General features: G+C 71.6%; 20 protein-coding genes and 2 pseudogenes. 13 read left to right on the top strand and 9 right to left on the bottom strand.

Going from position 1 to position 22169, the window contains the following annotated elements:
* Positions 1 to 15 precede the first annotated feature (15 nt).
* The 3 genes and pseudogenes from ACWFR4_RS24770 to ACWFR4_RS24780 form a co-directional block, all read left to right on the top strand.
* Positions 16 to 315, top strand: a pseudogene (locus ACWFR4_RS24770) (amino acid:proton antiporter); the annotation flags it as partial.
* Between the two features lie 217 nt (positions 316 to 532).
* Entirely contained in the window at positions 533 to 2422 is a 1890-nt protein-coding gene (locus tag ACWFR4_RS24775; protein ID WP_453654563.1) for an alkyl/aryl-sulfatase, read from the top strand.
* A 62-nt stretch (positions 2423 to 2484) separates the two neighbouring features.
* On the top strand, positions 2485 to 3807 hold the full coding sequence (locus ACWFR4_RS24780; RefSeq protein ID WP_453654565.1) for a hypothetical protein: 1323 nt from the start codon (positions 2485 to 2487) through the stop codon (positions 3805 to 3807).
* An 18-nt stretch (positions 3808 to 3825) separates the two neighbouring features.
* On the opposite strand, the gene ACWFR4_RS24785 is transcribed toward ACWFR4_RS24780, so the two are convergent.
* Positions 3826 to 4437 carry a TetR/AcrR family transcriptional regulator gene (locus ACWFR4_RS24785; RefSeq protein WP_453466656.1) on the bottom strand — a complete coding sequence of 204 codons (612 nt, stop codon included), beginning with the start codon at positions 4435 to 4437 and terminating at the stop codon, positions 3826 to 3828.
* Positions 4438 to 4665: 228 nt separating this feature from the next.
* Here ACWFR4_RS24785 and ACWFR4_RS24790 point away from each other — a divergent pair, with 228 nt between their 5' ends.
* The 6 genes from ACWFR4_RS24790 (at position 4666) to ACWFR4_RS24815 (ending at position 10095) form a co-directional block, all read left to right on the top strand.
* Positions 4666 to 5592 (top strand): acyl-CoA thioesterase, encoded by a 927-nt coding sequence (locus tag ACWFR4_RS24790; RefSeq protein ID WP_453466654.1) that lies wholly within the window; start codon positions 4666 to 4668, stop codon positions 5590 to 5592.
* A 43-nt stretch (positions 5593 to 5635) separates the two neighbouring features.
* A complete protein-coding gene (locus ACWFR4_RS24795; protein WP_453654567.1) occupies positions 5636 to 6124 on the top strand; it encodes a PaaI family thioesterase in 489 nt (162 codons plus the stop codon).
* 51 nt (positions 6125 to 6175) lie between these two features.
* Positions 6176 to 7858, top strand: coding sequence for an AMP-binding protein (locus tag ACWFR4_RS24800; RefSeq protein WP_453654569.1), 1683 nt, complete (start codon positions 6176 to 6178; stop codon positions 7856 to 7858).
* 290 nt (positions 7859 to 8148) lie between these two features.
* On the top strand, positions 8149 to 8817 hold the full coding sequence (locus ACWFR4_RS24805; RefSeq protein ID WP_453654571.1) for an SRPBCC family protein: 669 nt from the start codon (positions 8149 to 8151) through the stop codon (positions 8815 to 8817).
* Between the two features lie 69 nt (positions 8818 to 8886).
* On the top strand, positions 8887 to 9399 hold the full coding sequence (locus ACWFR4_RS24810; RefSeq protein WP_453466647.1) for a DinB family protein: 513 nt from the start codon (positions 8887 to 8889) through the stop codon (positions 9397 to 9399).
* A gap of 66 nt (positions 9400 to 9465) precedes the next feature.
* Positions 9466 to 10095, top strand: coding sequence for an acyl-CoA-like ligand-binding transcription factor (locus ACWFR4_RS24815; protein WP_453654573.1), 630 nt, complete (start codon positions 9466 to 9468; stop codon positions 10093 to 10095).
* A 299-nt stretch (positions 10096 to 10394) separates the two neighbouring features.
* Here the strand turns inward: ACWFR4_RS24815 and ACWFR4_RS24820 are convergent, their stop codons facing one another.
* Entirely contained in the window at positions 10395 to 10790 is a 396-nt protein-coding gene (locus ACWFR4_RS24820; protein WP_453466642.1) for an AMP-binding protein, read from the bottom strand.
* A 56-nt stretch (positions 10791 to 10846) separates the two neighbouring features.
* The gene (locus ACWFR4_RS24825; RefSeq protein WP_453654575.1) at positions 10847 to 14080 is read right to left on the bottom strand and encodes a carboxyl transferase domain-containing protein; all 3234 of its coding nucleotides are present in this window, start codon (positions 14078 to 14080) and stop codon (positions 10847 to 10849) included.
* 180 nt (positions 14081 to 14260) lie between these two features.
* Here ACWFR4_RS24825 and ACWFR4_RS24830 point away from each other — a divergent pair, with 180 nt between their 5' ends.
* From ACWFR4_RS24830 to ACWFR4_RS24845, 4 genes are all read left to right on the top strand, one after another.
* The gene (locus ACWFR4_RS24830) at positions 14261 to 14911 is read left to right on the top strand and encodes a TetR/AcrR family transcriptional regulator (RefSeq protein ID WP_453457990.1); all 651 of its coding nucleotides are present in this window, start codon (positions 14261 to 14263) and stop codon (positions 14909 to 14911) included.
* Between the two features lie 106 nt (positions 14912 to 15017).
* A complete protein-coding gene (locus ACWFR4_RS24835; protein ID WP_453654577.1) occupies positions 15018 to 15575 on the top strand; it encodes a DUF6069 family protein in 558 nt (185 codons plus the stop codon).
* A 58-nt stretch (positions 15576 to 15633) separates the two neighbouring features.
* On the top strand, positions 15634 to 16218 hold the full coding sequence (locus tag ACWFR4_RS24840) for a nucleosidase (RefSeq protein WP_453654579.1): 585 nt from the start codon (positions 15634 to 15636) through the stop codon (positions 16216 to 16218).
* Positions 16219 to 16436: 218 nt separating this feature from the next.
* Complete coding sequence (locus ACWFR4_RS24845) at positions 16437 to 17309, top strand: YihY/virulence factor BrkB family protein (protein ID WP_453654628.1); 873 nt, start codon at positions 16437 to 16439, stop codon at positions 17307 to 17309.
* On the opposite strand, the gene ACWFR4_RS24850 is transcribed toward ACWFR4_RS24845, so the two are convergent.
* The 6 genes and pseudogenes from ACWFR4_RS24850 to ACWFR4_RS24875 all read right to left on the bottom strand — a co-directional run.
* The gene (locus ACWFR4_RS24850) at positions 17278 to 18444 is read right to left on the bottom strand and encodes an alpha-hydroxy-acid oxidizing protein (protein WP_453457978.1); all 1167 of its coding nucleotides are present in this window, start codon (positions 18442 to 18444) and stop codon (positions 17278 to 17280) included. The two genes, ACWFR4_RS24845 and ACWFR4_RS24850, sit on opposite strands and share 32 nt — an antisense overlap.
* Before the next feature lie 166 nt (positions 18445 to 18610).
* Positions 18611 to 19153, bottom strand: coding sequence for a TetR/AcrR family transcriptional regulator (locus ACWFR4_RS24855; protein ID WP_453457976.1), 543 nt, complete (start codon positions 19151 to 19153; stop codon positions 18611 to 18613).
* Between the two features lie 11 nt (positions 19154 to 19164).
* Positions 19165 to 19749, bottom strand: coding sequence for a sugar O-acetyltransferase (locus ACWFR4_RS24860; protein ID WP_453457973.1), 585 nt, complete (start codon positions 19747 to 19749; stop codon positions 19165 to 19167).
* Positions 19750 to 19828: 79 nt separating this feature from the next.
* The gene (locus tag ACWFR4_RS24865; protein WP_453457970.1) at positions 19829 to 20782 is read right to left on the bottom strand and encodes a hypothetical protein; all 954 of its coding nucleotides are present in this window, start codon (positions 20780 to 20782) and stop codon (positions 19829 to 19831) included.
* Between the two features lie 110 nt (positions 20783 to 20892).
* Entirely contained in the window at positions 20893 to 21501 is a 609-nt protein-coding gene (locus ACWFR4_RS24870; protein WP_453457968.1) for a dihydrofolate reductase family protein, read from the bottom strand.
* A gap of 224 nt (positions 21502 to 21725) precedes the next feature.
* A pseudogene (locus ACWFR4_RS24875) lies at positions 21726 to 21868 on the bottom strand (chitinase); the annotation flags it as partial.
* Between the last annotated feature and the right edge of the window lie 301 nt (positions 21869 to 22169).

The raw sequence follows: 22169 nt of genomic DNA on the forward strand, positions 1-22169 counted from the left end.
CCGTCCGACGAACCCATGGTCCTGTACCGGACCAGGGTCCGGGTCTCCTCGCGCGGCCCGAAGGCCGTGGCCGGGCTGTCGTCCCGGGGACTGGTCATCTGCACGCTGATCCCGCCGGGCACGATCCTCGTCGTCCTCGGCCTCGTCCTCCTCGGCCAGGGCAACGGATCGGCCGCCCCGACGGGGGCCGCGAACCTCTTCCCGCAGTGGACGGGGCTCGCCGGCCTGGTGCTGATCGTCAACGGCTTCCTGAGCTGCTCCGGCATGGAGATGATCGCGGTCCACGTCTCCTCGCTGAAGAACCCGGCCAAGGAATCCGCGTACGCCACGCTGGGCAGGGCCATGGCCGACGTGTACGGAAAACCGATGGAGTTCCTCGGCCAGGGCGGCTCCATCCCGCTGTGCAACGTCCTCGCCCAGGCGTATCCCCGCGCGGAGATCGTCCCTGTGGGGGTGGAGGAACCGCAGCGCCCGATCCATGCCCCGAACGAGAGCGTGGACCCCTCCGAGATCGAGCACATGGCGCAGGTGGATGCGCTGTTCCTGCGCGCGTACGGCACCGAAGAGCGGCGCTGACACACATCCCCGGGAGACCCACGTGACCACCTCCGACACCCCTGCCTCTGCGCCTGACTTCGCCGACCGGTCCGACTTCGAGGAGGCGGACCGGGGTCTCGTCTCCCCGCCGCTCTCCGCGACGGTCACGGCCGAGGACGGGCGCGTCGTGTGGAACTTCGACGACACGGCGTTCCTCGACGAGGACTGTCCCGACACCGCGCACCCGAACCTGTGGCGGCAGTCCCAACTCTGCGCGCGGGCAGGTCTGTTCGAGGTGACCGAGGGTGTCTTCCAGGTGCGCGGGTTCGACCTCTCCAACATGACGCTGATCGAGGGCGACCACGGTGTCGTGGTCGTCGACCCGCTCGCCTCCTCGGAGACGGCGGCCGCCGCCCTGGACCTGTACCGCTCGCAGCGCGGCGAACGGCCGGTCGCCGCCGTCGTGTTCACCCACTCCCACCTCGACCACTTCGGCGGTGTGCTCGGCGTCATCGGACCCGACGACGGCGTGCCCGTGGTCGCTCCGCAGGGCTTCATGGAGCACTCCGTCGCGGAGAACGTGTACGCGGGTACGGCGATGCTGCGCCGCGGCACCTACTACTCGGGCGCCAACCTGGAGCGGGGGCCCGAGGGTCTCGTCGGGATGGGCCTCGGCTTCACCGCGTCCACCGGCACCGCGGGGCTGGTCGCGCCCACCGTCGACGTCCGCCACACGGGACAGGAACTGACCCTCGACGGCGTCGTGTTCCGCTTCCAGATGACCCCGGGCGCCGAGGCGCCGGCGGAGATGAACTTCCTGCTGCCCCAGCGGCGCGCCCTGTGCATGGCCGAGAACGCCACGCACAACCTGCACAACATCCAGACCCTGCGCGGCGCCGTGGTCCGCGACGCCCGGATCTGGGCCCGCTACCTCAACGAGGCCATCGAACTCTTCGGCCACGACACGGACGTCCTGTTCGCCTCACACCACTGGCCGACCTGGGGCTCGGACCGGATCAGGTCGTTCCTCGCGGAACAGCGCGACCTGTATGCGTATCTGCACGACCAGACGCTGCGGCTGCTCAACCAGGGGTACACGGGGGCGGAGATCGCCGAGCTGATCGAGCTGCCGCCCCCGCTCTCCGCGGCCTGGCACGCGCGCGGTTACTACGGCTCCGTCAGCCACAACGTGAAGGCCGTCTACCAGCGTTACATGGGCTGGTACGACGGCAACCCCGCCTCCCTTTGGGAGCACCCGCCCACGGAGACCGCCGAGCGCTACGTCGACTGCATGGGCGGGCTCGAAACGGTGCTCGGCAAGGCGCGTACGTACCTGGAGGAGGGCGATCTGCGGTTCGCCGCCCAGCTCCTGAGGCACGCCGTGTTCGCCGCGCCGGACAGCGCCGACGCCAAGGAGCTGCTCGCGCAGGCCTTCGAGCGGCTGGCGCACGGCGCGGAGAACGCGACCTGGCGCAACTGCTACCTCACCGGCGTCCAGGAGCTGCGCGGCGACATCGGGAAGACCCGCATCGGAGGCGGCAGCATGACCGCCGCGCTGAACGTCGAGCAGCTCTTCGACTCGCTGGCGGTCCGCGTCGACGGGCCCCGGGCGTGGGAGCACTCGCTCACCCTGCACTGGCATCTGTCGGACCTGGGCGAGATGTACCGCATGACGCTGCACAACGGTGTCCTGGTCCACACCCGCACGGCCCGGCCCGCCTACGGCGCGGACCTGTCCCTCACGCTCACGAAGCCCCAACTCCTCACCCTGCTGGCCGGGAAGGGACTCAACGGCGTCTACCACTCGGGCGATCTGGAAGCCCTCGACACCCTGCTCTCGGTCCTCGACGAGAACGATCCGGACTTCGCGGTCGTCACCCCCTGACGGTGCCGACGGGGTGCGACGGCCGCCCGTACGCACTAACCCAGCGCGCCCTCCATCACCGCATGGCATCCCATGAATACATGACACCGGACCGTGAGGACCGTCCCCCGCCGGACGCGAGCGACGAGATCGCCGAGCTGCGCGCCCGGGTCGCCCAGTTGGAGTCCGCGGGCCCGGCGCGGCCCCAACCCCGGCACCATCTGCGCTCGTTCTTCGCGGGCCTCCTGATCGTCCTCGTGGCGATCCTGACGCCGCTCAGCGCCGTCAGCACATGGGCCAGCGACATCGTCGGCGACACCGATCGCTATGTGGCGACGATGGAGCCGCTCGCTTCCGACCCCGATGTCCAGGCGGCCGTCACGAACCGCGTCACGAACGTCGTCATGGAGAACATCGATCTCAAGACGCTCCTCAGCGACGTGGCACCCGCCGACCGGCCGAGGCTCGAAAAGGCGCTGGGGAGGCTGAGCGGCCCGCTCACCAGCGGACTCAGCGGCTTTGTGCACAACACCGTGCAGAAGTTCGTGTCGAGCGACGCGTTCGAGAAGCTCTGGACCGGCCTCAACCGGCGTGTGCACACGGCGGTCGACAAGGCGCTGACCGGGAGCGGCGGCGGCGCCGTCAAGCTCACGAACAACACGGTGACGATCGACCTGGCTCCCGTCATCGCGGAGGTGAAACAGCGGCTCGTCGACCGCGGCCTCGGGGTCGCCTCGAAGATCCCCGAGGTGCACACCGACTTCACGATCGTGACCTCCGACTCCATCGGAAAGATCAAGAAGGGCTTCCGACTGCTCCAGCTCATGGGGGTCTGGCTGCCGATCCTCACCCTGGTCCTCGCGGCCGTCGCCGTCCTCCTTGCCGTCCGCAAGCGGCGCGCCCTGGTGGCCGCGGGTATCGCCATCGCCGTGGGCGCCGCGCTTCTCGGCATCGGCCTGTGGGCCTTCCGCGCGATCTATCTCGACGGGCTGCCCTCCGAGGTGTCGCAGCCGGCCGCCGGCGCCGTCTACGACGCACTCGTGCGGTTCCTGCGGACGACGGTACGCATGGTGATCACCGTCGGCGTCCTGGTGGCGCTCGCCGCGTGGCTGACCGGCGAGGGCCGGGCGGCGACCCGGGTCATGGCCATGTGGCGCGGCGGCATCGGCGCGGTGCGCGACGCGGCGGGCCTCACGGGCGGCCCGGTGGGCGCGTGGGTGCACCGGGCGAAGACGTGGCTGAACTGGACGGTCGTCGCGGTGTCGGCCGTGATCATGCTGGTGTGGGACCGTCCGACGGGCGTCGTCATCGTGTGGATCGCCCTGTGCGCGCTCATCGCTTTTGCGGTGATCGAGTTCCTGGACGACGACGGATCGCCGCACATGACGGCCACCCCCGCCGGGTGACGCCGTTGCGGTTCGGTGTCAGGCGCGCGCGGGGCGCCGCACCGCACGGGGGCGGTACTCGACCACGGTCAGCGCCAGGGAGACGTACCGCTCCACCAGCTCGTCCACGGACACCGGGCCCTCCGCCTGGTACCACTCCGCGATGGCGTTGCACATCGCGATGACCGCGCGCCGGGCGTCGTCCGGATAGGGGGTGAGGAAGATGCCCTGCGCCACGCCCCGCTCGACGACCTCACGGAACTGCTGGGTGCCGCGCGCCTCGTTCTTCCGGTGGCGCGCCAGGTGCTCGGGCTCCAGGCTGCGTCCCTCGGTCAGCACGATGCTGCTCTTCACGGGGTGGTCGGTACGGAACCGGACGGTCGCCGCGACGAGCGCCTCCAGCTGCTCGGCGGGGTCGTCACCCGCCGCCTCCAACGCCTCGTCACATGTGCCGAAGTAGGCGTCGAGACCGTCGTCGAGGATGGCGACGAGCAGGTCCTGCTTGCCCTTGTAGTAGTAGTACAGGGCGGACAGGCTCACCCCGGCGCGCTGGGCGATGTCGCGGATCGAGGTCGCGCCGTAGCCCCGCTCGGAGAACTCCTGCCGGGCAGCCTCGACGATGGCCTTGTGGCCTGCGGGTCGCGTGGACACGGCTCTCCGATCTCCCGCTTCCGCCCCGGCGCCGTGCGCACTGAACGAACGGTCGAACAGTCGTCGCGGGACGTCGCCGAGTGTACTGGCACACGCCGCGAACCGGCCGGTCACAGGGTGAATGACCAGCACATACGCCTCGGACGTCCGATCCGGGGCGGCACGACTGCGGGCCGCGTGATCACCGTCACAGCCACGGAGGCCCCCGGGGCTGGCAGCATGCCGACCATGGGTGCTCAATACAACCAACTCGCCGTGGCGCAGCCGGATGCCACGTCCGACCGCGCGGACCTGCTTCCCCTCGGCGAGCTACTGGATCTCGAGGTGTCGGGCGACAGCGCCTTCACCGGCATGCCCCACATGGGCCGGCCGCCGCGGGCCTTCGGCGGGGTCACGCTCGCGCAGGCTCTGCTCGCGGCGGGGCGCACGGTCGACGGCGGGCGGCAACCGCACTCCCTGCACGCCTACTTCCTGCGTTCGGTCGCCCCGGAAGCCTCCGTCGCTTACGAGGTGGAGCGGCTGCGCGACGGGGCTTCCTACGCGGCCCGACAGGTGGCCGCGCGCCAGGACGGCATGACAGTGCTCAGCCTCTCCGCTTCGTTCAAGAAGCCCGAGAACGCGCTCGACCATCAGCCGGAGATGCCCGGCGCACCGGCGCCGGACGACTGTGAGGCCCCGTACGAGGTGATGGCACGGGAGCACCCGGAGCGCTACGCGGAATCCGTCATCTCCCGCGCAGTAGACCTGCGGCTCGTGGAGGCGGACGCCGCCGAGCTGGCGGCGCGGGCCGACGGCATGTCCCGGCGGCGCTGCTGGCTGCGGGCGGCGCGGCCGCTGCCCGACGAGCCGCTGCTGCACGCCGCCGCGCTCGCGTACCTCTCGGACCTGACGATCTCCCCCACGGCCGCGCTGCCCTGGGAGCCGCACGGTGCGCGGAGCGCCCGCCGGTCGAGGGTGATGCTGGCGTCGCTGGACCACGCCATGTGGTTCCACCGCCCCGCGCGCGCCGACGCCTGGCTGCTGTACGCCCAGCACACCACGAACCTGTCCGACGGCCGCGCGATGTCACGCGGTGAACTCTGGTCGCGGGACGGCCAGTTGGTCGCCTCGGTGCTCCAGGAGGCGCTGATCCGCCACAGGCCCGCAGCCGCCTGACCTGACCTGCCCCCGCAGCACAACCGGAAGGAATCCACTCCACATGCTCGACTTCGCCTGGGGCGCCGGCACCGGCCTGGACCGCATCCGCACGCTCGCCGAGGAGCTGTCACACTCGCCGCACGTCCCCTACACACAGTTCGGCCTGAGCATCACTCAGGTCGACAAGGGGCGGGTGGAGATGGCCTGGACTCCCGGGGAGTCCCTCCTCAACCGGGGCGGTGTCGTACACGGCGGCTTCATCGCGACCACGCTCGACGAGGCATGCGGCGCCACCGTGATGTCCGGGAGCGAACCGCTGACGCCGTTCCTGACAATGAGCCTGAACATCGAGTACCTGCGCCCGCTCCGGGCAGGCGCCACGTACAAGGTGGTCGGGACGGTGCTCAAGCCGGGCCGCCTCCGGACACTGGTGCGGGCAGCCGTCGAGGACGCTGCGGGCAGGCTGTGCGCCGAGGGCACCGCTTCGATGACGCCCAACCGGGCCCTGCTGCAGACGTCTGGACACGCGCCGACGGGGACCGTAGCTTAACGAATGTTCTGACTGCACGCCTGTCGCACCCGCCCACAAGGGAGTTGCCGCGTGATCCGTCGCCATCCGAAGGGCATGCCGGCCCGCCTCTCCTACCCGGAGGCGTCCGTCGGGGACATCCTCGCCGGCTCGGCCAGGAGATACCCCGACCGGGTCGCCCTGCGCGACGGCGACGACACGCTCACCTATGCGGAACTCCACGAGCAGGCGCTCCGTTTCGCGCGGGGGCTGCGCGAGCGCGGCATCACCGAGGGTGACGCGGTGGCGGTTCACCAGCCCAATTCCCTCTGGTTCCCGGTCACTTACTACGGGATCCTGCTGGCCGGGGCCATCGTGACGCCCATCAACCCCACCCTTCCCCCGGCGGCCCTGCGCGCACAGCTGGACGAGGCAGAGGCCCGGGCGGCCGTGACGCACCCGGCCACGGCTCAGGCGCTCCTCGCCGCCGGCACCGACGGACTCGAACTGGTCGCCGTCGTACCGCCGTCGGCCGTCGCACCCGGCGATCCGGCGCGCCTGGACGGCACGGTGCCGCTCGCCGAGCTGCTCGCGGGCGACCCGGAGCCCGTCCCGCGCGTCCCGTCCGACGCGGTCGCCCATCTGTCCTTCACGGGCGGCACGACGGGGCGCTCGAAAGCGGTCCAGGTGCTGCACCGCCATGTCGTGGCGAACTGCCTCCAGTTCACCTGCTGGCGCGCGGCCGCCGTGCCCGCGGTGGATCCCGACGGGGGCATCTTCCTCGACCCGGTGGCCGAGGCAGCCACCGAGTACACGAACCGGCCCGGACAGGGCGTCTCGATCGCCGTCGCGCCGTTCTTCCACGCGATGGGCCTGGTCGGCCAGTCGATCGGCGTACTCGCCGGACTGACGAGTGTCCTCGCCGGCCGATTCGACCCCGAGCGGTTCCTGGAGCTGGCCGAGAAGTTCGGAGCCACCCAGATCGCCGGGTCCCCCGCGCTCTTCCACGCCCTGCTCGCCGCCCCCGCCGCACAGGGCCGCGCACTCCCCGCGGTCCGCGTGGTCAACTCGGGCGCCGCGCCCATCGATACGACGACACTGCGGGCCCTGCGGACGCTGTTCCCCCGCGCGTGCGTCGTGGAGGGCTACGGACTGACCGAGGCCACCATGGGCGTCACCTCGGGGATCGTCGACCCCGACGACCCGGTCCCGATCGGGTCGGTCGGCGTGCCCGTCTTCGACACCGAGGTCGAGATCCGCGACCTCGTGCAGACCGGGAGTTGCGTGCCCGACGGCGAGACGGGCGAGCTGTGGGCCCGCGGCCCGCAGATCACCACGGGCTACCACGGCCACCCGGAGCTGACGGCCGAGCAGTTCGTCGACGGCTGGCTGCGCACCGGCGACCTGGCGCGGTGCGACGAGCGCGGCCACGTCTACATCGTGGGCCGCGCCAAGGACATGCTCATCTACAAGGGTTACAACGTCTATCCGGGCCAGCTGGAAGAGATCCTCAGCGGCCATCCCGCGGTCGCGCAGGTCTCGGTGATCGGGGTTCCCGCGGCCGACGCGGGCGAGATACCGGCGGCGTACGTCGTGGCGCGTCCGGATGCCTCGCCGGCCCCCGGCCCGGCTCTCGCGGAGGAGCTGATGGCGCATGTGTCCGCCCGCGTCGCGCCGTACCAGCGGGTGCGCGAGGTGCGGTTCCTGGAGGCGCTGCCCACCTCGGCGGCGGGGAAGGTCCTGAAGGCGGAGCTGCGGCGGGCGCACAAGGCATAGCTTTAACGAACGTTCAACACTTCCGGCGCCGGGTCCCACGATCGGTGGTGGCCCGGCCCCGTCCCCCTCACGCCTCCCCCGCACCTCCCTCACACCCCCGGCCACCCCGAGCCGCATGACAGGCGGCGTTCCGGGCAGGCGACCACCGTACGTGCATGCCCCGTCACCCGTTCGGGCTAACCCGAGATGTCGTGGAGCCGATCCGCACGCACGTTTGGAATGTAGAGCCCGTGGGGTGCGTACCCGTCGGCACCGCGCCGACGACCGGACGGGCGCCGGGGAGGTGCGTGATGCCAGAGATTTCCGTGGATGTCCACATAGGCCGATCCGTCACTGAGGTGTACGACTTCCTTTCCGACGCACGGAATCTCCCACTCTGGTTCTCGGGGGTCGACACCGTCGCCGAGAGCTCAGAGCCCGCAGGTCCCGGCGTGGCCCATGTGTACCGCTTTCCCGGGCGCCACCGGGACCAGCTGCTCCAGTGCGTGGCGTACGTCCCGGGCGAGCACCTCGTCTTCCGTGGCGACCGGATGTGGAACCCCCTCGGCGCCCAGACGCCGATGTACTCGTTCACGCTCTCCCCGCGCCCCCGCGGCACCCTCCTGCGCCTCACGGTGCAGTGCCGCCTGGCAGGCGCGCTGACGCTGCTTGCGCCCGTGGTCGCCATGGCCTGGCGACGCGACCTGCCGAGGGACGCGCGCCGGCTGGGCGAGCGCCTCGGCGCCCCGCACTGCCACGTCATATCCGCCCCGCGGCGGGTGCGAATACCCATGACGGCGTTCACCCCGGCCGCCGCGCCCACGGCCGTTCCACCGACCCTCGCGCCGCCGGCCCCGCCGCGGCCCCAGCTCCGTCCCGAGCCCCGCCCCGAGCCCCGCCCAGAGCCGCGCCCAGAGCCGCGCCCAGCCTCGGTCCCGGCCGCCAAGGCCAAGGAACGCGCACCGCGCTCCGCCGCGTAAGGCGGCCCCAAGCCACCCACAGGAAATTGCCGTGCGGCGGGGGCGACCCGGCCAGTAGCGTCCCCACCCATGACTCCTCCTCGCATACGCCCTCCCTACGACGCCGACGAGCGAACGCAGTTGGTCGCCTGGCTGGACATGCAGCGTGCCGTCGTCGAGTGGAAGTGCGAGGGCGTTTCCGAGAAGGACGCCCATCGCTCCGTACTCCCCGCGTCCCCCGCCATGACCGTGGCGGGGGTCGTGTCGCATCTGCGGTGGGTCGAGCACTGCTGGTTCGAGGTCATGCTGATGGGCGGCGCGGCCGAGGGCCCTCAGTTCGACGACGGGCCGGAGGACGCCGACATGCTCGTCGACGACGTCCCCCTCGACCAGCTGCTCGGCGAGTACGCGCGCCAGTACGCCCGGTCGAACGAGATCACCGCCGCTCACTCCCTCGACCAGGCGGGCCGGCACCCCGACTTCCGTGCCGGGTCCGCGAATCTGCGGTGGATCCTCCTGCACATGATCGAGGAGACCGCCCGGCACGCCGGTCACCTCGACGCGATCCGTGAGCTCCTCGACGGCGAGAAGGGCTACTTCTGACCCGGGGCGTTCGATGGCTTGCGGGGCCCTGTGCGGGCGCCTCCTGCGACCTGCGAGACTGTCGCCATGCCCCGTCCGGTCCGTACGTCCGCAGCAGGCGAGGGCCTTCGCGCGAGGCGCCGCCGCGAGACCGAACACGCGATCCACGCCGCCGCGGTACAGCTCGTCGAGGGGCACGGCCTGGCCGGGGTGACGGTCGACATGATCAGTGCCGCCGCCGGGATCTCGCAGCGCACGTTCTTCAACTACTTCCCGAGCAAGGAGTCGGCGCTCACCATCGGTCCGCCCCCGCTGCCGGACGAGCTCCACCGGCGCCTCGCGCACGGCGATCCGGCACCCCGGGCGACGCTCACCGAACTGCTCGACGTCCTGTCCGCGCACATCACCGACGATGTCGTGCCCGACCGCGAACTCGTCCAGGCCACCTTCCGGATCGCCGACCGGCATCCCGAACTGCGGGCGGCGCTCCACGCGCGGTTCGACGCCTTCGAGGAACAGGTGAGGGAGGCGGTGGCCGAGCGGATGGCCTCCCCTCCGGCCGACCCCCGGCCCCGCCTGCTCACCGGCATCGCGCTCGCCGTGACCCGCACCGCGCTGGAGCAGTGGTCACTGGGCACCGCCGGCGACCACGCCTCGCCCGAGCCGGATCTCCGCCAGTGCGTCGATCTGCTGCACACCCTCATGCCGAAGACCTGAGGCACCCGCCGACACGGCCTTCAGCGGTCGTCGGCGAGCTGCTGCGCGCGGGCCGTCAGGTCCACCTTCCGGATCTTCATGGTCGTCGTCATCGGCACCTCGTCGACTATCTCCACGAGGGGAACCTTGTAGGTCGCCATGCTCTCGCGCCTCGCCGAGCGGCACCGGTTCACCGGTGACGGGCGACACCACGATGTCCGTGCCGGGCATCGGCAGTCCGCAGAAGACGGGTTCGGCGTGCAGATCCTGGTCACCGCCCTGGAACTCATAGGGCGTCACGTCGATCGCGTGCATCTCGGTCATGCCGTACGCGGCCCCCCGCAGGACGGAATGGGCGCACGCGGCGGCCGCCCAGCGCCGCCGGACCCCGACGTCTGGCTTGCGGATGAACGAGGTGCAGAGCGGATCGACGAGGGAGAGTTGGGCAGGTGGACGGCGACCCGGTCGCCCGCGCCGACGCCCTCGGAGGCGAGACGTCCCGCCACGCGGCGGCTCAGCTCGTCCAGTTCGCGGTAGGAGACGGTGCGGCCCTCGAAGACGACCGCGGCCCGGTCGGGGCGCAGCCGCGCCCAGTGCGCGACATGGTCCGGCACGGAGATCTCGCCGAGCGGGTACACGACGTCGGACGGTGTGCCGTGCGGGCGGACCCGGGCCTGACGGACGCGCAGATCCTCCAGGTACTCCTCGATCTTCATGCGGCTCCTCGGTTGTTGTCCCGACCTGACCTATCTGGACCTTCACCGCACGGCCGTCACCACGTGTCGACGAAGCGTCGGCGGGTGTGCCCCTCGGGCGGCTGCGGGCGCGGATGCGTGGGGTGCTGGGCGAACGTCGTGCTGATCCAGCGGCGGGTGTCGGCCGGGTCGATCACGTCGTCGACCTCGAAGGTCGTACCCGCGTTGAGCGCCTTGCCCTGCTCGTACTGCTCCGCGAGCAGCGCCTCGTACGTGGCCTGGCGCTCCTGCGGGTCGGCGATGGCCTCGAGTTCGCGGCGGTAGCCGAGCCGGACGGCGCCTTCGAGGCCCATCGGGCCGATCTCGCCGGTGGGCCAGGAGACCATCGCCGTGGGGGCGCGGAAGCCGCCGCCGGTCATCGCCATCGCGCCGAGGCCGTAGCCCTTGCGCAGGACGGCGGAGAAGACCGGCACACCGAGGTGGGCACCCGCGACGAAGAGCCGGCTGAAGTGCCGTACGGTCGCGGTCTTCTCGGCGTCCGGGCCGACCATGAATCCGGGCGTGTCGCACAGGGTGATCACGGGCAGGCCGTGGGCGTCGCAGAGTTGCAGGAAGCGGGCCATCTTGTCGGCGGCGTCGCTGTCGATGGCGCCGCCGAGGTGCTGGGGGTTGTTGGCGACCAGGCCCATCGGCCGCCCCTCGACCCTTACGAGTGCGGTGATGACGCCGACGCCGAACTCGCGGCGCAGTTCCAGGACCGAGCCGGTGTCGGCGAGGAGGGTGACCGCCTCCCGGACGTCGTACGCGCGCAGCCGGTTCTCGGGGACGACGTGCCGCAGGAGGCGCTGGTCCGCGCAGTCCCAGTCGCTCAAGTCGCCCTGGAAGTACGAGAGGTACTGCTTGGCGACCGCCACGGCCTCGGCCTCGTCGTCGACCAGGATGTCCACGACGCCGTTCGGGACCTGGACCTGCATCGGTCCGACCTCCTCGGGCAGGAACTGCCCGAGGCCGCCCGCCTCGATCATCGCGGGGCCGCTCATGCCGACGGTGGCGTCGGCGGTCGCGATGACGACGTCGCAGCAGCCGAGGAGCGCGGCGTTGCCCGCGAAGCAGCGCCCGGCGACGATGCCGACCGTCGGCACCTGCCCGCTGAGGCGGGCGAGGGTGGCGAAGGTGGGGACGTCGAGTCCGGCGACCGCCATCATGTCGGTGTCGCCGGGGCGTCCGCCGCCGCCCTCGGCGAAGAGCACGACCGGTATCTGCTGCCGCTCGGCGAGTTCGAGCATGCGGTCGGTCTTCTTGTGGTTGAGCATCCCCTGCGTGCCGGCGAGGACCGTGTAGTCGTACGCGAGGACGGCGCACTGGCCGCGCCGGTCGCCGAACCGGGCGCCGTTGATCTGGGCGACGCCGGTGACGATGCCGTCGGCCGGTGTGCCGGCGATCAGGTCGTCGAGGGTCCTGCGGCGGCGCTGCGCGGCGATCGCCAGGGCGCCGTACTCGGTGAAGGTGCCCGGGTCGCAGAGGTCGGCGAGGTTCTCGCGTGCGGTGCGGTGGCCGGTGCGCCTGCGGCGTTCGACGGCCTGCGGCCTCGCCTCGTCGAGGGTGACGCGATGGCGCTCGACGACCTCGGCGAGGTCCGGCCTGATCACGTCGAGATCGACCTCGGCCACCGCCTCGTCGACGCTCTCCTCGCCCTCCGACGGTACGAAGACGACGAGTTCGGCGCCGGCCGGGACGACGTCCCCGACGCTCGCGCGGACCTCGCGCACCACTCCTCCGCGCGGCGCCGTCAGGACGTGTTCCATCTTCATCGCCTCGAGCACGACGAGTGGCGCGCCCGCCGTCACCTCGGCGCCCGGCTCCACGCAGACGTCGACGACACTGCCCGCGGAGAGCGCGGTGAGAGCCGAGCCGTGACTCTCCTGGGAAGGGACGGCTCCCGGTACGAGCTTGTCGTGGTGTTCGTTGACGAAGGCGGTCGTCACAGTGCCGTCCCGGAAGGTCTCGTGGCGCAGGACGGCGCGAAGGAGCGGCAGGTTCGACGGCACTCCGGAGAGCGTGAACTCGCCGAGCGCTCCGGCCGCCTTCCCGGCCGCGTCGGCGAAGTCGCCCCGGACCGTACGAGTGATCACCTTGGCGACGAGGGAGTCGTACGAGCCCTTGATCTCCAGGCCCGCGCGGCCGTGGGTGTCCACGCGCACGCCGGGGCCGCCGGGTGCCTCGAAGGCGGTCAGCGTGCCCTGCGAGGCGCGGGCCGTGCCGTCCGCGGACAGCTCTTCGAGATTGACGCGGGTCTGGATCGCGAAGCCGCGCGGCTGCGGGACGTCCTCCTGGAGGAGGCCGAGTTCGGCGAGGGACCTGCCCTGGGCGAGGCGCAGTTGGGTGGCCACCAGGTCCACGCCGGTGAGTTCCTCGGTGATGGTGTGCTCGACCTGGAGGCGCGGGTTGGTCTCGATGAAGTGGTAGGCGTCCGGGTCGTCCGCGTCGACGAGGAACTCGAAGGTCCCGAGGCCGAGATACCGGGTCGCCGAAGCCATCGTGACCGCGGCCTCGATCAGCAGGTCACGCGTGCGCGCGGGGAGCCACGGGCTGGGCGCGACCTCGATCAGCTTCTGGTTGCGGCGCTGGACCGAGCACTCCCGGTCCCACAGGTGGATCACCTGGCCGGTGCCGTCCCCGACGACCTGGATCTCGATGTGCTTGGCGCGGGGCAGCAGTTGCTCGACGTAGACGTCACCGTTGCCGAAGGCGCGCTCAGCCTCGGAGCGGCAGCGTTCGTAGGCCCAGGCGAGATCCGACGCGTCGTGCACGGCGCGCATGCCGCGGCCGCCTCCCCCGGCGACCGCCTTCACCATGACGCCGTCGCGCACGCCGGCGAGGAACTCCGTGGCCTGCGCGAGGGAGGTGGGGGCGTCGGTCGCCGCGAGGACGGGGACGCCGTGCCGTACGGCGAGCGCCCGTGAGCTCGCCTTGTCGCCGAAGAGGGCGAGGAGTTCCGGGGTGGGCCCCACGAAGGTCAGCCCCGCCTCGGCACACGCCTTCGCGAAGTCGGCGTTCTCGCTGAGGAACCCGTAGCCGGGATGGACCAGATCGCACCCCGCGCGTCCGGCGATCCCGACGATCTGGCGCACGTCGAGATAGGCGGCCACGCCGTCGCCCTTGAGCAGGTGGGCCTCGTCGGCGAGCCGCACATGGGCCGCCGAGCGGTCGTCCGCGGAGTGCACGGCCACGGTTCGCAGGCCGAGCGCCGACGCCGCGCGGTGGATCCGGACCGCGATCTCGCCCCGGTTGGCGATCAGCACACCTGTCATCGGACGTCTCCTCCACGGGCCCGTGACGCGGGCCTTCTGTACGTGACGGCTTCGGGCTGTGCATGACGGTTCCGGGCGTGCCGGACCTGCCGACGCGCCGTGGACGTTGACGCTCGTGTCAACGTCAATGGCGGGCCCAGTCTGCGTTGACGCCATCGTCAACGTCAATAAGCTGGGGCCATGCCGATCGCGAGAAACTCCTGGACCGTGCGCGACAAGCTGGACCGCCAGGACAGCGCCACACGCGCCCGGCTGCTCACCGCGGCCCGCACGGTCTTCGAGCAGCGGGGCTACGCGCGCACGACGATCGCCGACATCACGGCGGAGGCCGACGTCGGCCGCGCCACGTTCTACGTCTACTTCGCCTCCAAGCAGGACGTCTTCGCCGTGCTCGCCGCCGATCTGCGCGACCGGTTCCTCGCGGCGCAGGAAGCGGCGGACCCCGAGGCCGAGGACCCGTACCTGCTCGCCGAGCGGACCAACGCGGCGTTCCTGGACGCCTACGTGGACAACCTCGCGTTCATGACCGTGCTCGAACACCAGTCGCTCACGGATCCGGCGATGCGCGTGCTCCGCGACGAGATCAGCGACCGCCCCCGCGGGCGCACCGCGCGCTACATCGCCCGTCTGGTACGCCAGGGCCTGGCCGAGCCGGCCGGTTCGCCGGAGTCCGTGGCCACGGCCGCCGCCGGTATGGTCGCGGGCTTCGCCCGGGCCGTGGCCGCCGACCCGGCCTGCCGGGACCGGGCGGTCGCCGATCTGACGGCGATGTATCTGCGGCTGCTCGGCCTGACGCCCCGCTCAGGCGCCACGGCCCCCGGCCGCGACTGACCCAACCACTCCATTGGCCCGTCCATTCGGCCCATGCCCGCTCGCGCCACGCCGCCACCCCTGTGTTGGCTTGAGCCAAGCATCCGGACGGAGGGGGAAGTTCCTCATGGAGACACCGCAGACGCCCTATGGCCAGGACCCCGGCTACGGGCAGGATCCGCACCAGCTCTACGGGCCTGACCCGGCGCACCCCTCCTACCCTGCGTACGGGCCGTACGTCGACAGCGCACCGCCTCCGCCCCCGCAGTCGCGCGTCGACGCCCGCAAGATCTGGTCCGGCGGCCTGATGACCGCGATCGTCGCGGCGCTGACCGCGGTGGCCGGAGTGCTCCTCGTCCGCGGTGTCCTCGGCGTCGCCGTGTTCGCGCCGGAGCGCGACGGCGCGATGGGGGACGCGTCCACCGGACTGCTCGCGGGCGGCGCCGCCGTCGCGGCCCTCGTCGCGACGCTGCTTCTGCATCTCCTGTGCCTGGGCACACCACAGCCCGGACGGTTCTTCTCCTGGATCGTCACGCTGGCGACGCTCGTCATGGTGCTGCTGCCCTTCACCACGTCGGTGGCCCTCGTGACGAAGGTGGGCACGGCCGCCGTCTATCTCGCCGTCGGACTCACCATCGGGATGCTGCTGACCCCCGTGGCGCGCGGCGCGGTCCGCGGCCGCTGACCAGACGTTCCATGCCCCGGCTGCGGGTGGGCGACCGTCCCGCGGCTACCGTTGCGGCATGGAACTCATAGGTGAGATCACCGTCGGCCGCCCCCTGCTCGTGCTGGCCGTGAAGGAAGAGGCGCAGTTCCTCGACACGGATCTCCCCGTCCTGCTCACCGGCATGGGCAAGGTCAATGCGGCGACCGCGCTGGCCGCCGTCCTGGCCCGCGGCCCGCACCCCTCGGGCATCGTGAACCTGGGCACGGCGGGTGCGCTGCGCCCCGGCTGGACGGGCACCCACGTCATCGGCTCCGTGATCCAGCACGACCTGGACAACGCCGTGCTCGCCTCCCTGACGGGCGAGATCTACGGTGCGCCGATCGACCTGCCCGACCACGGCGGGCCCGTCCTCGCGACCGGCGACTCCTTCATCTCCGACGAGGCGGCCCGCGCCCGCCTGGCCGCGTCCGCCCCGCTCGTCGACATGGAGGGCTACGCTCTCGCGTCCGCCGCCCGGCAGGCCGGTGTTCCGCTGCGCATCGTCAAGCACGTCAGCGACGAGGCTGGCGACGGCGCGGCCAGGACATGGCGCGAGACGGTCGCTGACTGCGCACGCGTCCTCGCCGACTGGACCGCGCGGAACGTCCCCGTACGACCCTGATCCACGACTCCCCCGGCAGGCTGCGGGGCCGGCGATGAGATGATCGCGGGCCATGTCCCGCGCGCCGGCATTCCCGCCGAGGCCGTCGGGCACCCTCCGACCGAGACGAGCACGCCGTGGGAACCCGGCCGACGGCCCAGTTCACCCGAACCGTCCCCTCCCCCGCCACGTCCGACTCCGCCGACCACGGCAACAGACACGTGCCCGGCGACGAGTCGATGTCCTGGCCCCGGCTGTGGGCGGCGCTGCGCCGCACGCCGGTGTCGATGTGGAACGACGACGTGTCGGACTGGGCCGCGGCGCTGACGTACTACGCGATCCTCGCCCTGCTGCCCGCCATGCTCGTGACCGTCTCGCTCATCGGTCTGGTCAGCCCGGCGACGACGGACGCCCTGATCGCGCATGTGACGGCCTGGGCGCCCGCCGAGTCGGGCGCCGTCCTGCACGGGTCGCTGCGCCACATGGCACACGAGCGTTCCGCGGCGCTCACCGTGACGATCGCGGGCGCCGTCAGCGCCCTGTGGTCGGCGTCGAGTTACTCGGCCGTGTTCCGCCGGGCCCTGCACACGCTGCACGGCGTCCGCGACACGAGGCCCGTGTGGCGCAAGGCCCACCGCATCCTGCTGACCGCCTGCACCCTGCTCGCGCTCCTCGTGGCCAGCGCGCTCGTCCTCGTGCTCAGCGGATCCCTCGCTCAGTCCCTCGGGCACTGGCTCGGGCTCGGCGACACGGTCGCCGCGGCCTGGAACTTCCTCAAGTGGCCCGCCCTGCTGTGCCTGGTGGCGCTGCTCGTCCTGGTCCTGTTCCGCTCGGGGCCGCCCGCCGCCCGAGGGTGGCGGCACGGCCTGCCGGGTGGTCTGCTGGCCGCGCTGATCTGGCTCGTCGCGTCGGCCGGCTTCACGTTCTACGCCTCAGAGCTCGGCACCTACAGCAAGCTCTACGGGTCCCTGGCGGGGGGCGTCGTGTTCCTCGTCTGGCTGTGGGTGTCGAACCTGGCGCTGCTGGCCGGGGCCCAGTTCGGCGTCGAGCTGGACCGGGCCGGGCCCCACGCGCCCGAGGTCAGTGCCGCCGACGCAGCGCCTGCGGAGTGAGGTCGGCGAGCGTCGGGTAACCGTCGACGGCCATGATCAGGTCGGTCTCCGCGAGCAGGGACCGCAGCACGTGGACGATGCCGTCGACGCCGCCGAGGGCGAGGCCGTAGGCATAGGGACGGCCGATGCCTACCGCCGTCGCGCCGAGGGCGAGCGCCTTGACCACATCGGCTCCGGAGCGCACGCCCGAGTCGAACAGCACGGGCAGACCGTCGGCGGCCTCCACCACGTCGGGCAGGGCGTCGATGGCGGCGAGTCCTCCGTTGGCCTGGCGTCCGCCGTGGTTCGAGCAGTAGATCCCGTCGACGCCGCCGTCCTTGGCGCGTCGTACGTCCTCGGGGTGGCACAGGCCCTTGACGATCAGCGGCAGATTGGTGAGCGAGCGCAGCCAGGGGAGGTCGTCCCACGTCAGGGGGTTGCCGAAGACGCTCGCGAACTGCATGACGACGGCCTGCGTGTCATCGGCGCGGCCCTGCGGGAGCCGGGAGCGGAAGACCGGGTCCGAGGTGTAGTTGCTGAGGCAGTGGCCCCGCAGCTGGGGGAAGTTGCCGGTGGACAGGTCGCGGGGCCGCCAGCCGGTGACCCAGGTGTCCATGGTGACGACGATCCCCTTGAAGCCGGCCGCCTCGGCCCGCCTGACGAGGCTCTCGGCGAGGTCACGGTCGGTCGGCGTGTAGAGCTGGAAGAAGCCGGGGGTCTCGCCGAACTCCTTGGCCACGTCCTCCATGGGGTCCGCGGACAGGGTGGACGCCACCATCGGAACTCCCGTGCGCGCGGCGGCCCGTGCCGTCGCCAGGTCCCCGTGTCCGTCCTGCCCGCAGAGCCCGATCACACCGACGGGGCACATGAACAGCGGACTGTCGAGCTTCAGCCCGAAGAGGTCGACGCTCAGGTCCCGCTTGCTCGCCCCGACGAACATGCGCGGCACGAGCCCCCACTGCTCGAACGCCGTGACGTTCACGCGCTGGGTGAACTCGTCGCCCGCACCACCCGCGACGTACGACCACACGGACGGCGCGAGCGCCTCGCTGGCCCGCTGCTCCAGTTCCGCGAAGGCCATGGGCAGCTCGGGGACGACGCCCCCGAGCGCGTTGAAGTAGATCTCGTGCTGGTAGTCACCGAACTGCTGCGCCATCACGGCCACCCTCCTCGTCAAGCGCCACCGTGTCCTGGCGGTGGCGCTCAGACACTAGTGCGCAGGCCGGCGGATGGGAGCCCGTGGGGTGCGGGGTCAGGTCCGCACCCCACGGGCGGCTCGAGGCCCGCTACGTACCGGGGGTTGGCCGGAGGTCAGGCGGAGATCAGCCGGAGGTGATGCGCCGCACGGCCGCCCGAGTGAGTTCGCGGCTCTGCGGGACGGGGTCGAGGGAGCGGTGCAGGACCAACCCCTCGATCAGCGCGTCCAGTTGGCGGGCGGTGTCCGCGTCGAAGTGCCGCTCCAGAAGGTCGCGGCTGCGGGCCATCCAGGCGTGGGTGAGTGCGCGGTACTCGTCGCGGCGGGCGGCGAGGGCGTAGAGCTCGTGGGTGAGGACGAGATCGCGACGTGAACCTGCGGACAGCGCGAGGATGAGGTCGGTGACGGCTTCGCGGGCCCGCTCGGGGGTGCCGACGTCGGCGAGGTGCCGCTCGAACACGGCCACGATCTCGTCGGCGAACCGGGTGAAGGCCTCGCGCAACAGGTCGTCGATGCCGGCGAAGTGGTAGGTCATCGAGCCGAGCGGCACGTCGGCGCGTACGGCGATCTTGCGGTGGGAGACCCCGGCGACGCCCTCTTCGGCGATGTGGTCGAGGGTGGCGGCGAGGATGCGCTCGCGGCGCTTCGGGTCCGTGCGTCCGGTGGCCATGGGGACGCCGGTCAGAGGGTGCGGACGGGGCGGGCGGGGTTGCCGACGGCCACGACGTTCGCCGGGACGTCCTTGGTGACCACGGCTCCGGCGCCGATGACGGAGTTGTCCCCGATGGTCACTCCGGGGCACACGATGACCCCGCCGCCGAGCCAGACGTTGTCACCGATGGTGATGGGCAGCGCGGCTTCCAGCTTGTCGCGGCGGGGCTGCGGCTCCACCGGGTGCGTGGGGGTGAGGAGTTGGACGTTGGGGCCGATCTGGCAGTCCTCGCCGATGGTGATCCGGGCGACGTCGAGCGCGGTGAGGTGATAGTTGACGAAGGTGCGGGCGCCGATGGTGATGTTGCTGCCGTAGTCGACGTACAGCGGCGGCCGCACCTCGACGCCCTCCCCCACGGAGTCGAGCAGGTCGGCCAGGATCGGCCGGGCCTTGTCGGCGTCCTCGATGAAGGCGTCCTGGTAGCGGGCGGCCAGCCGCATCGCCCGCTGCTGACGCCGGGCGATCTCCGGATCGTCGGCGATGTAGAGGTCACCCGCGAGCATGCGCTCCAGGTTCGTCCGCGGGTCGTCGGCAAAGTAGTCCGTCGTCGGCATGCGTACGATCGTACACTCTGGAATGTACGAACGTACGCTCGCGATCGGCGAGTCACTGAGCGCAGGGTGCTCGGCCCGGCTAACCCGGCTGCCGCATCAGCATGTCCCGGACCCCGATGCCGTGGTGGGCGCGCAGCCGGTGCAGTTCCCACAGGCCGACGGCGGTCACCGAGGCGGGGGCCCCGAGCATGAGCAGCACCCGGAGCGGGCCCGGCACACCCGCGTAGGCGCCGGTGAACAGGTCGACGAGCGTCATCTCCCAGACCAGCGTCATCGCCAGCAGCGGCGGTACGGTCTCGTGGATGTCCGCGGTGCGGAAGACGTGTACGAGTGCCAGGCCGATGCCCCAGAACATGAAGGGCACCACCCACAGGAACGTCAGGATCGTCGTGCCGTAGGTGACGGCGGCCATCGCCGGGCTGGTGGCGAAGCGGCCGTCGACGAATCCGGAAAGCACGGCGGCCGGGAACACGGCGACCGCGGCCACTATGGCCACGATCGCGCCGAAACACCTGGCGGCCCGGCGCAGCAGTTCACGGCGGGCGGAGGGCGCGGCGAGGGCGAGCAGGACGCCCATGGCGACGGGGAAGGTCACCGACAGCATCAGGACGCTGTTCCAGGACTGGCTCAGCCGGTCGTCGGCGATGTCACCCACCGACTGGGCGACCTTGTACGCCACTGACATCCACACCACCGCGCCCAGACCGACCAGCGTGCGGATCTTCTGGACGCGGGCGACGAGGGCGTCGTCGACCCTGCCGGGACGGGACGGCTTGAACACCCTGCGGGCGGTGTGGATGGGGCCGATCCTCAGCCACAGCCGGCGGAAGGGGCCGGGCGGCACCGGCGGGCCGGGGTGCGGCGGGTACGGCTGGGGCCCGTAGGGGTGCGGGATCTGCGGCGGGTAACCGCCGTTGGGCGGCTGTGGCGGGTACGGGCCCTGGGGCGGCGGTGGCGGGTACGGGCCGGGCTGGGGCCGGTGTCCTGCCCGCGGGTCATAGGGCGGCTGCCCGCCCGGGTTCCAGGCATTCATGTGTTTCCCCCGAGGTGTGACTGATGGGACACGAGCGGCAACAGAATAGAGGCGCCGCGTCCCGGAGAACCCTTGCCGGGCGACATGGCGGCGGTATCGATGCCGGCGGTTCAACCGGCGGCGGCCGGGCGGTAGCGCACGTTCACCACGAGCGACGGATCGCTGCCGTTGACAAGGCCGAGCCGGACCGGCGAGCCGCCCGGGTTGTCGAACAGGCGGATCCCGTCGCCGAGCAGGACCGGCGCGATGTGCAGGTCGATCTCGTCGACGATCCCGCGCTCCAGGAGCTGACGGCCGATCGAGGGTGACAGGACCTCAAGGTTCTTGCCCCGGGCGGCGTCCAGAGCGATCCGGACCGCCTCGGCCACATCGCAGTTGAGGAACGTCACGCCGTCGGCGGGCTTCAGGTCCTCGGGACGGTGGGTGAGGACGAACACGGGCCCCTGCCACCGGCCGCCGTAGGTCGCGCTCGCGTCGGGGCAGGCGTCCCAGCCGTCCCGGCCTCCCAGCACGGCGCCGGTCGTCTGCGTGTACTCCTCGATCAGGCCGGGCCGCGACGCGACGCCTGTCATCCAGTCCATGGAATGGCCCGGCCCCGCCACGAAGCCGTCCAGCGACATCGTGAAGTGCCAGAGCACCTTGCCCGATGCGGTCTGCCGTTCGGTGTCCGTGATCGGCGGGGCGGCGTCGGGGTTCCGCGGGGTCTTGGCGGTGGGCATGATCGGTCCTCTCGTCGGCTGAGGCTGTCCCGTAGACCCGGTACGACCCGGGAACTCATCGCCGACACCGGCCCCTGCCTCTCACTGCGCCCGCACTATCGACCTGGCCATGACGTGTGACCGCCTTCCGACATCGTTGTCGAAAGCGCGGCCTGCACGGGTCGCTGCCCTATGGGATGCGGCAGGCCCCGAGGGAGCACCGCGCGCCGGGGCGTTCGGACGCCCTACGGCGTGTAGACGGCGTCACTGCCGTACAGCTCCCTGGTGAACGCGGAGACGTCGGCGCTGCGATCGGCGCCGTCGAGGTTGTACGTCAGATAGACGCCGTACCCCTCGCTGACGTGCGGCGGGCGAGGTCGGCGGCGGTGAGAGATCGACGGACCCTCGGGGATCCAGGGACAGCACACGCTTCTCGTTCTCCACCAGCCAGGCAGTGATGCGCGGCGGATTCAGCGGGGCGTTCTCGTCGACGACCCCGTCGGCGTCGCCGTATGCCCACACCCCGCCGGTGTGCGCATAGGAGCGGGGCCGCACGCCGTCCCGCGGTGCCTCCGCCGCTGCGCGGCAGACGTCCGCCGTGCCCTCGGCGGAATCCGCTCCCCGAGATGGATCACCGCGTCGGCCGGATGAAGTTGATTGAGGTCAGCATGGACAGGCTGCATCGCCCA

The organism is Streptomyces sp. NPDC055140 (assembly GCF_053607285.1).

Bases quoted from the DNA above. Each gene is read 5' to 3' on its own strand.
- ACWFR4_RS24820 (WP_453466642.1), bottom strand. From the start codon at position 10,790: ATGAAGATCGAGGAGTACCTGGAGGATCTGCGCGTCCGTCAGGCCCGG.
- ACWFR4_RS24845 (WP_453654628.1), top strand. From the start codon at position 16,437: ATGTCCTGGCCCCGGCTGTGGGCGGCGCTGCGCCGCACGCCGGTGTCG.
- ACWFR4_RS24860 (WP_453457973.1), bottom strand. From the start codon at position 19,749: ATGCCGACGACGGACTACTTTGCCGACGACCCGCGGACGAACCTGGAG.
- ACWFR4_RS24830 (WP_453457990.1), top strand. From the start codon at position 14,261: ATGCCGATCGCGAGAAACTCCTGGACCGTGCGCGACAAGCTGGACCGC.
- ACWFR4_RS24850 (WP_453457978.1), bottom strand. From the start codon at position 18,444: ATGGCGCAGCAGTTCGGTGACTACCAGCACGAGATCTACTTCAACGCG.
- ACWFR4_RS24840 (WP_453654579.1), top strand. From the start codon at position 15,634: ATGGAACTCATAGGTGAGATCACCGTCGGCCGCCCCCTGCTCGTGCTG.
- ACWFR4_RS24775 (WP_453654563.1), top strand. From the start codon at position 533: ATGCGCTGTTCCTGCGCGCGTACGGCACCGAAGAGCGGCGCTGACACA.
- ACWFR4_RS24855 (WP_453457976.1), bottom strand. From the start codon at position 19,153: ATGGCCACCGGACGCACGGACCCGAAGCGCCGCGAGCGCATCCTCGCC.
- ACWFR4_RS24825 (WP_453654575.1), bottom strand. From the start codon at position 14,080: ATGACAGGTGTGCTGATCGCCAACCGGGGCGAGATCGCGGTCCGGATC.
- ACWFR4_RS24790 (WP_453466654.1), top strand. From the start codon at position 4,666: ATGGGTGCTCAATACAACCAACTCGCCGTGGCGCAGCCGGATGCCACG.
- ACWFR4_RS24815 (WP_453654573.1), top strand. From the start codon at position 9,466: ATGCCCCGTCCGGTCCGTACGTCCGCAGCAGGCGAGGGCCTTCGCGCG.
- ACWFR4_RS24835 (WP_453654577.1), top strand. From the start codon at position 15,018: ATGGAGACACCGCAGACGCCCTATGGCCAGGACCCCGGCTACGGGCAG.
- ACWFR4_RS24780 (WP_453654565.1), top strand. From the start codon at position 2,485: ATGGCATCCCATGAATACATGACACCGGACCGTGAGGACCGTCCCCCG.
- ACWFR4_RS24870 (WP_453457968.1), bottom strand. From the start codon at position 21,501: ATGCCCACCGCCAAGACCCCGCGGAACCCCGACGCCGCCCCGCCGATC.
- ACWFR4_RS24805 (WP_453654571.1), top strand. From the start codon at position 8,149: ATGCCAGAGATTTCCGTGGATGTCCACATAGGCCGATCCGTCACTGAG.
- ACWFR4_RS24795 (WP_453654567.1), top strand. From the start codon at position 5,636: ATGCTCGACTTCGCCTGGGGCGCCGGCACCGGCCTGGACCGCATCCGC.
- ACWFR4_RS24865 (WP_453457970.1), bottom strand. From the start codon at position 20,782: ATGAATGCCTGGAACCCGGGCGGGCAGCCGCCCTATGACCCGCGGGCA.
- ACWFR4_RS24810 (WP_453466647.1), top strand. From the start codon at position 8,887: ATGACTCCTCCTCGCATACGCCCTCCCTACGACGCCGACGAGCGAACG.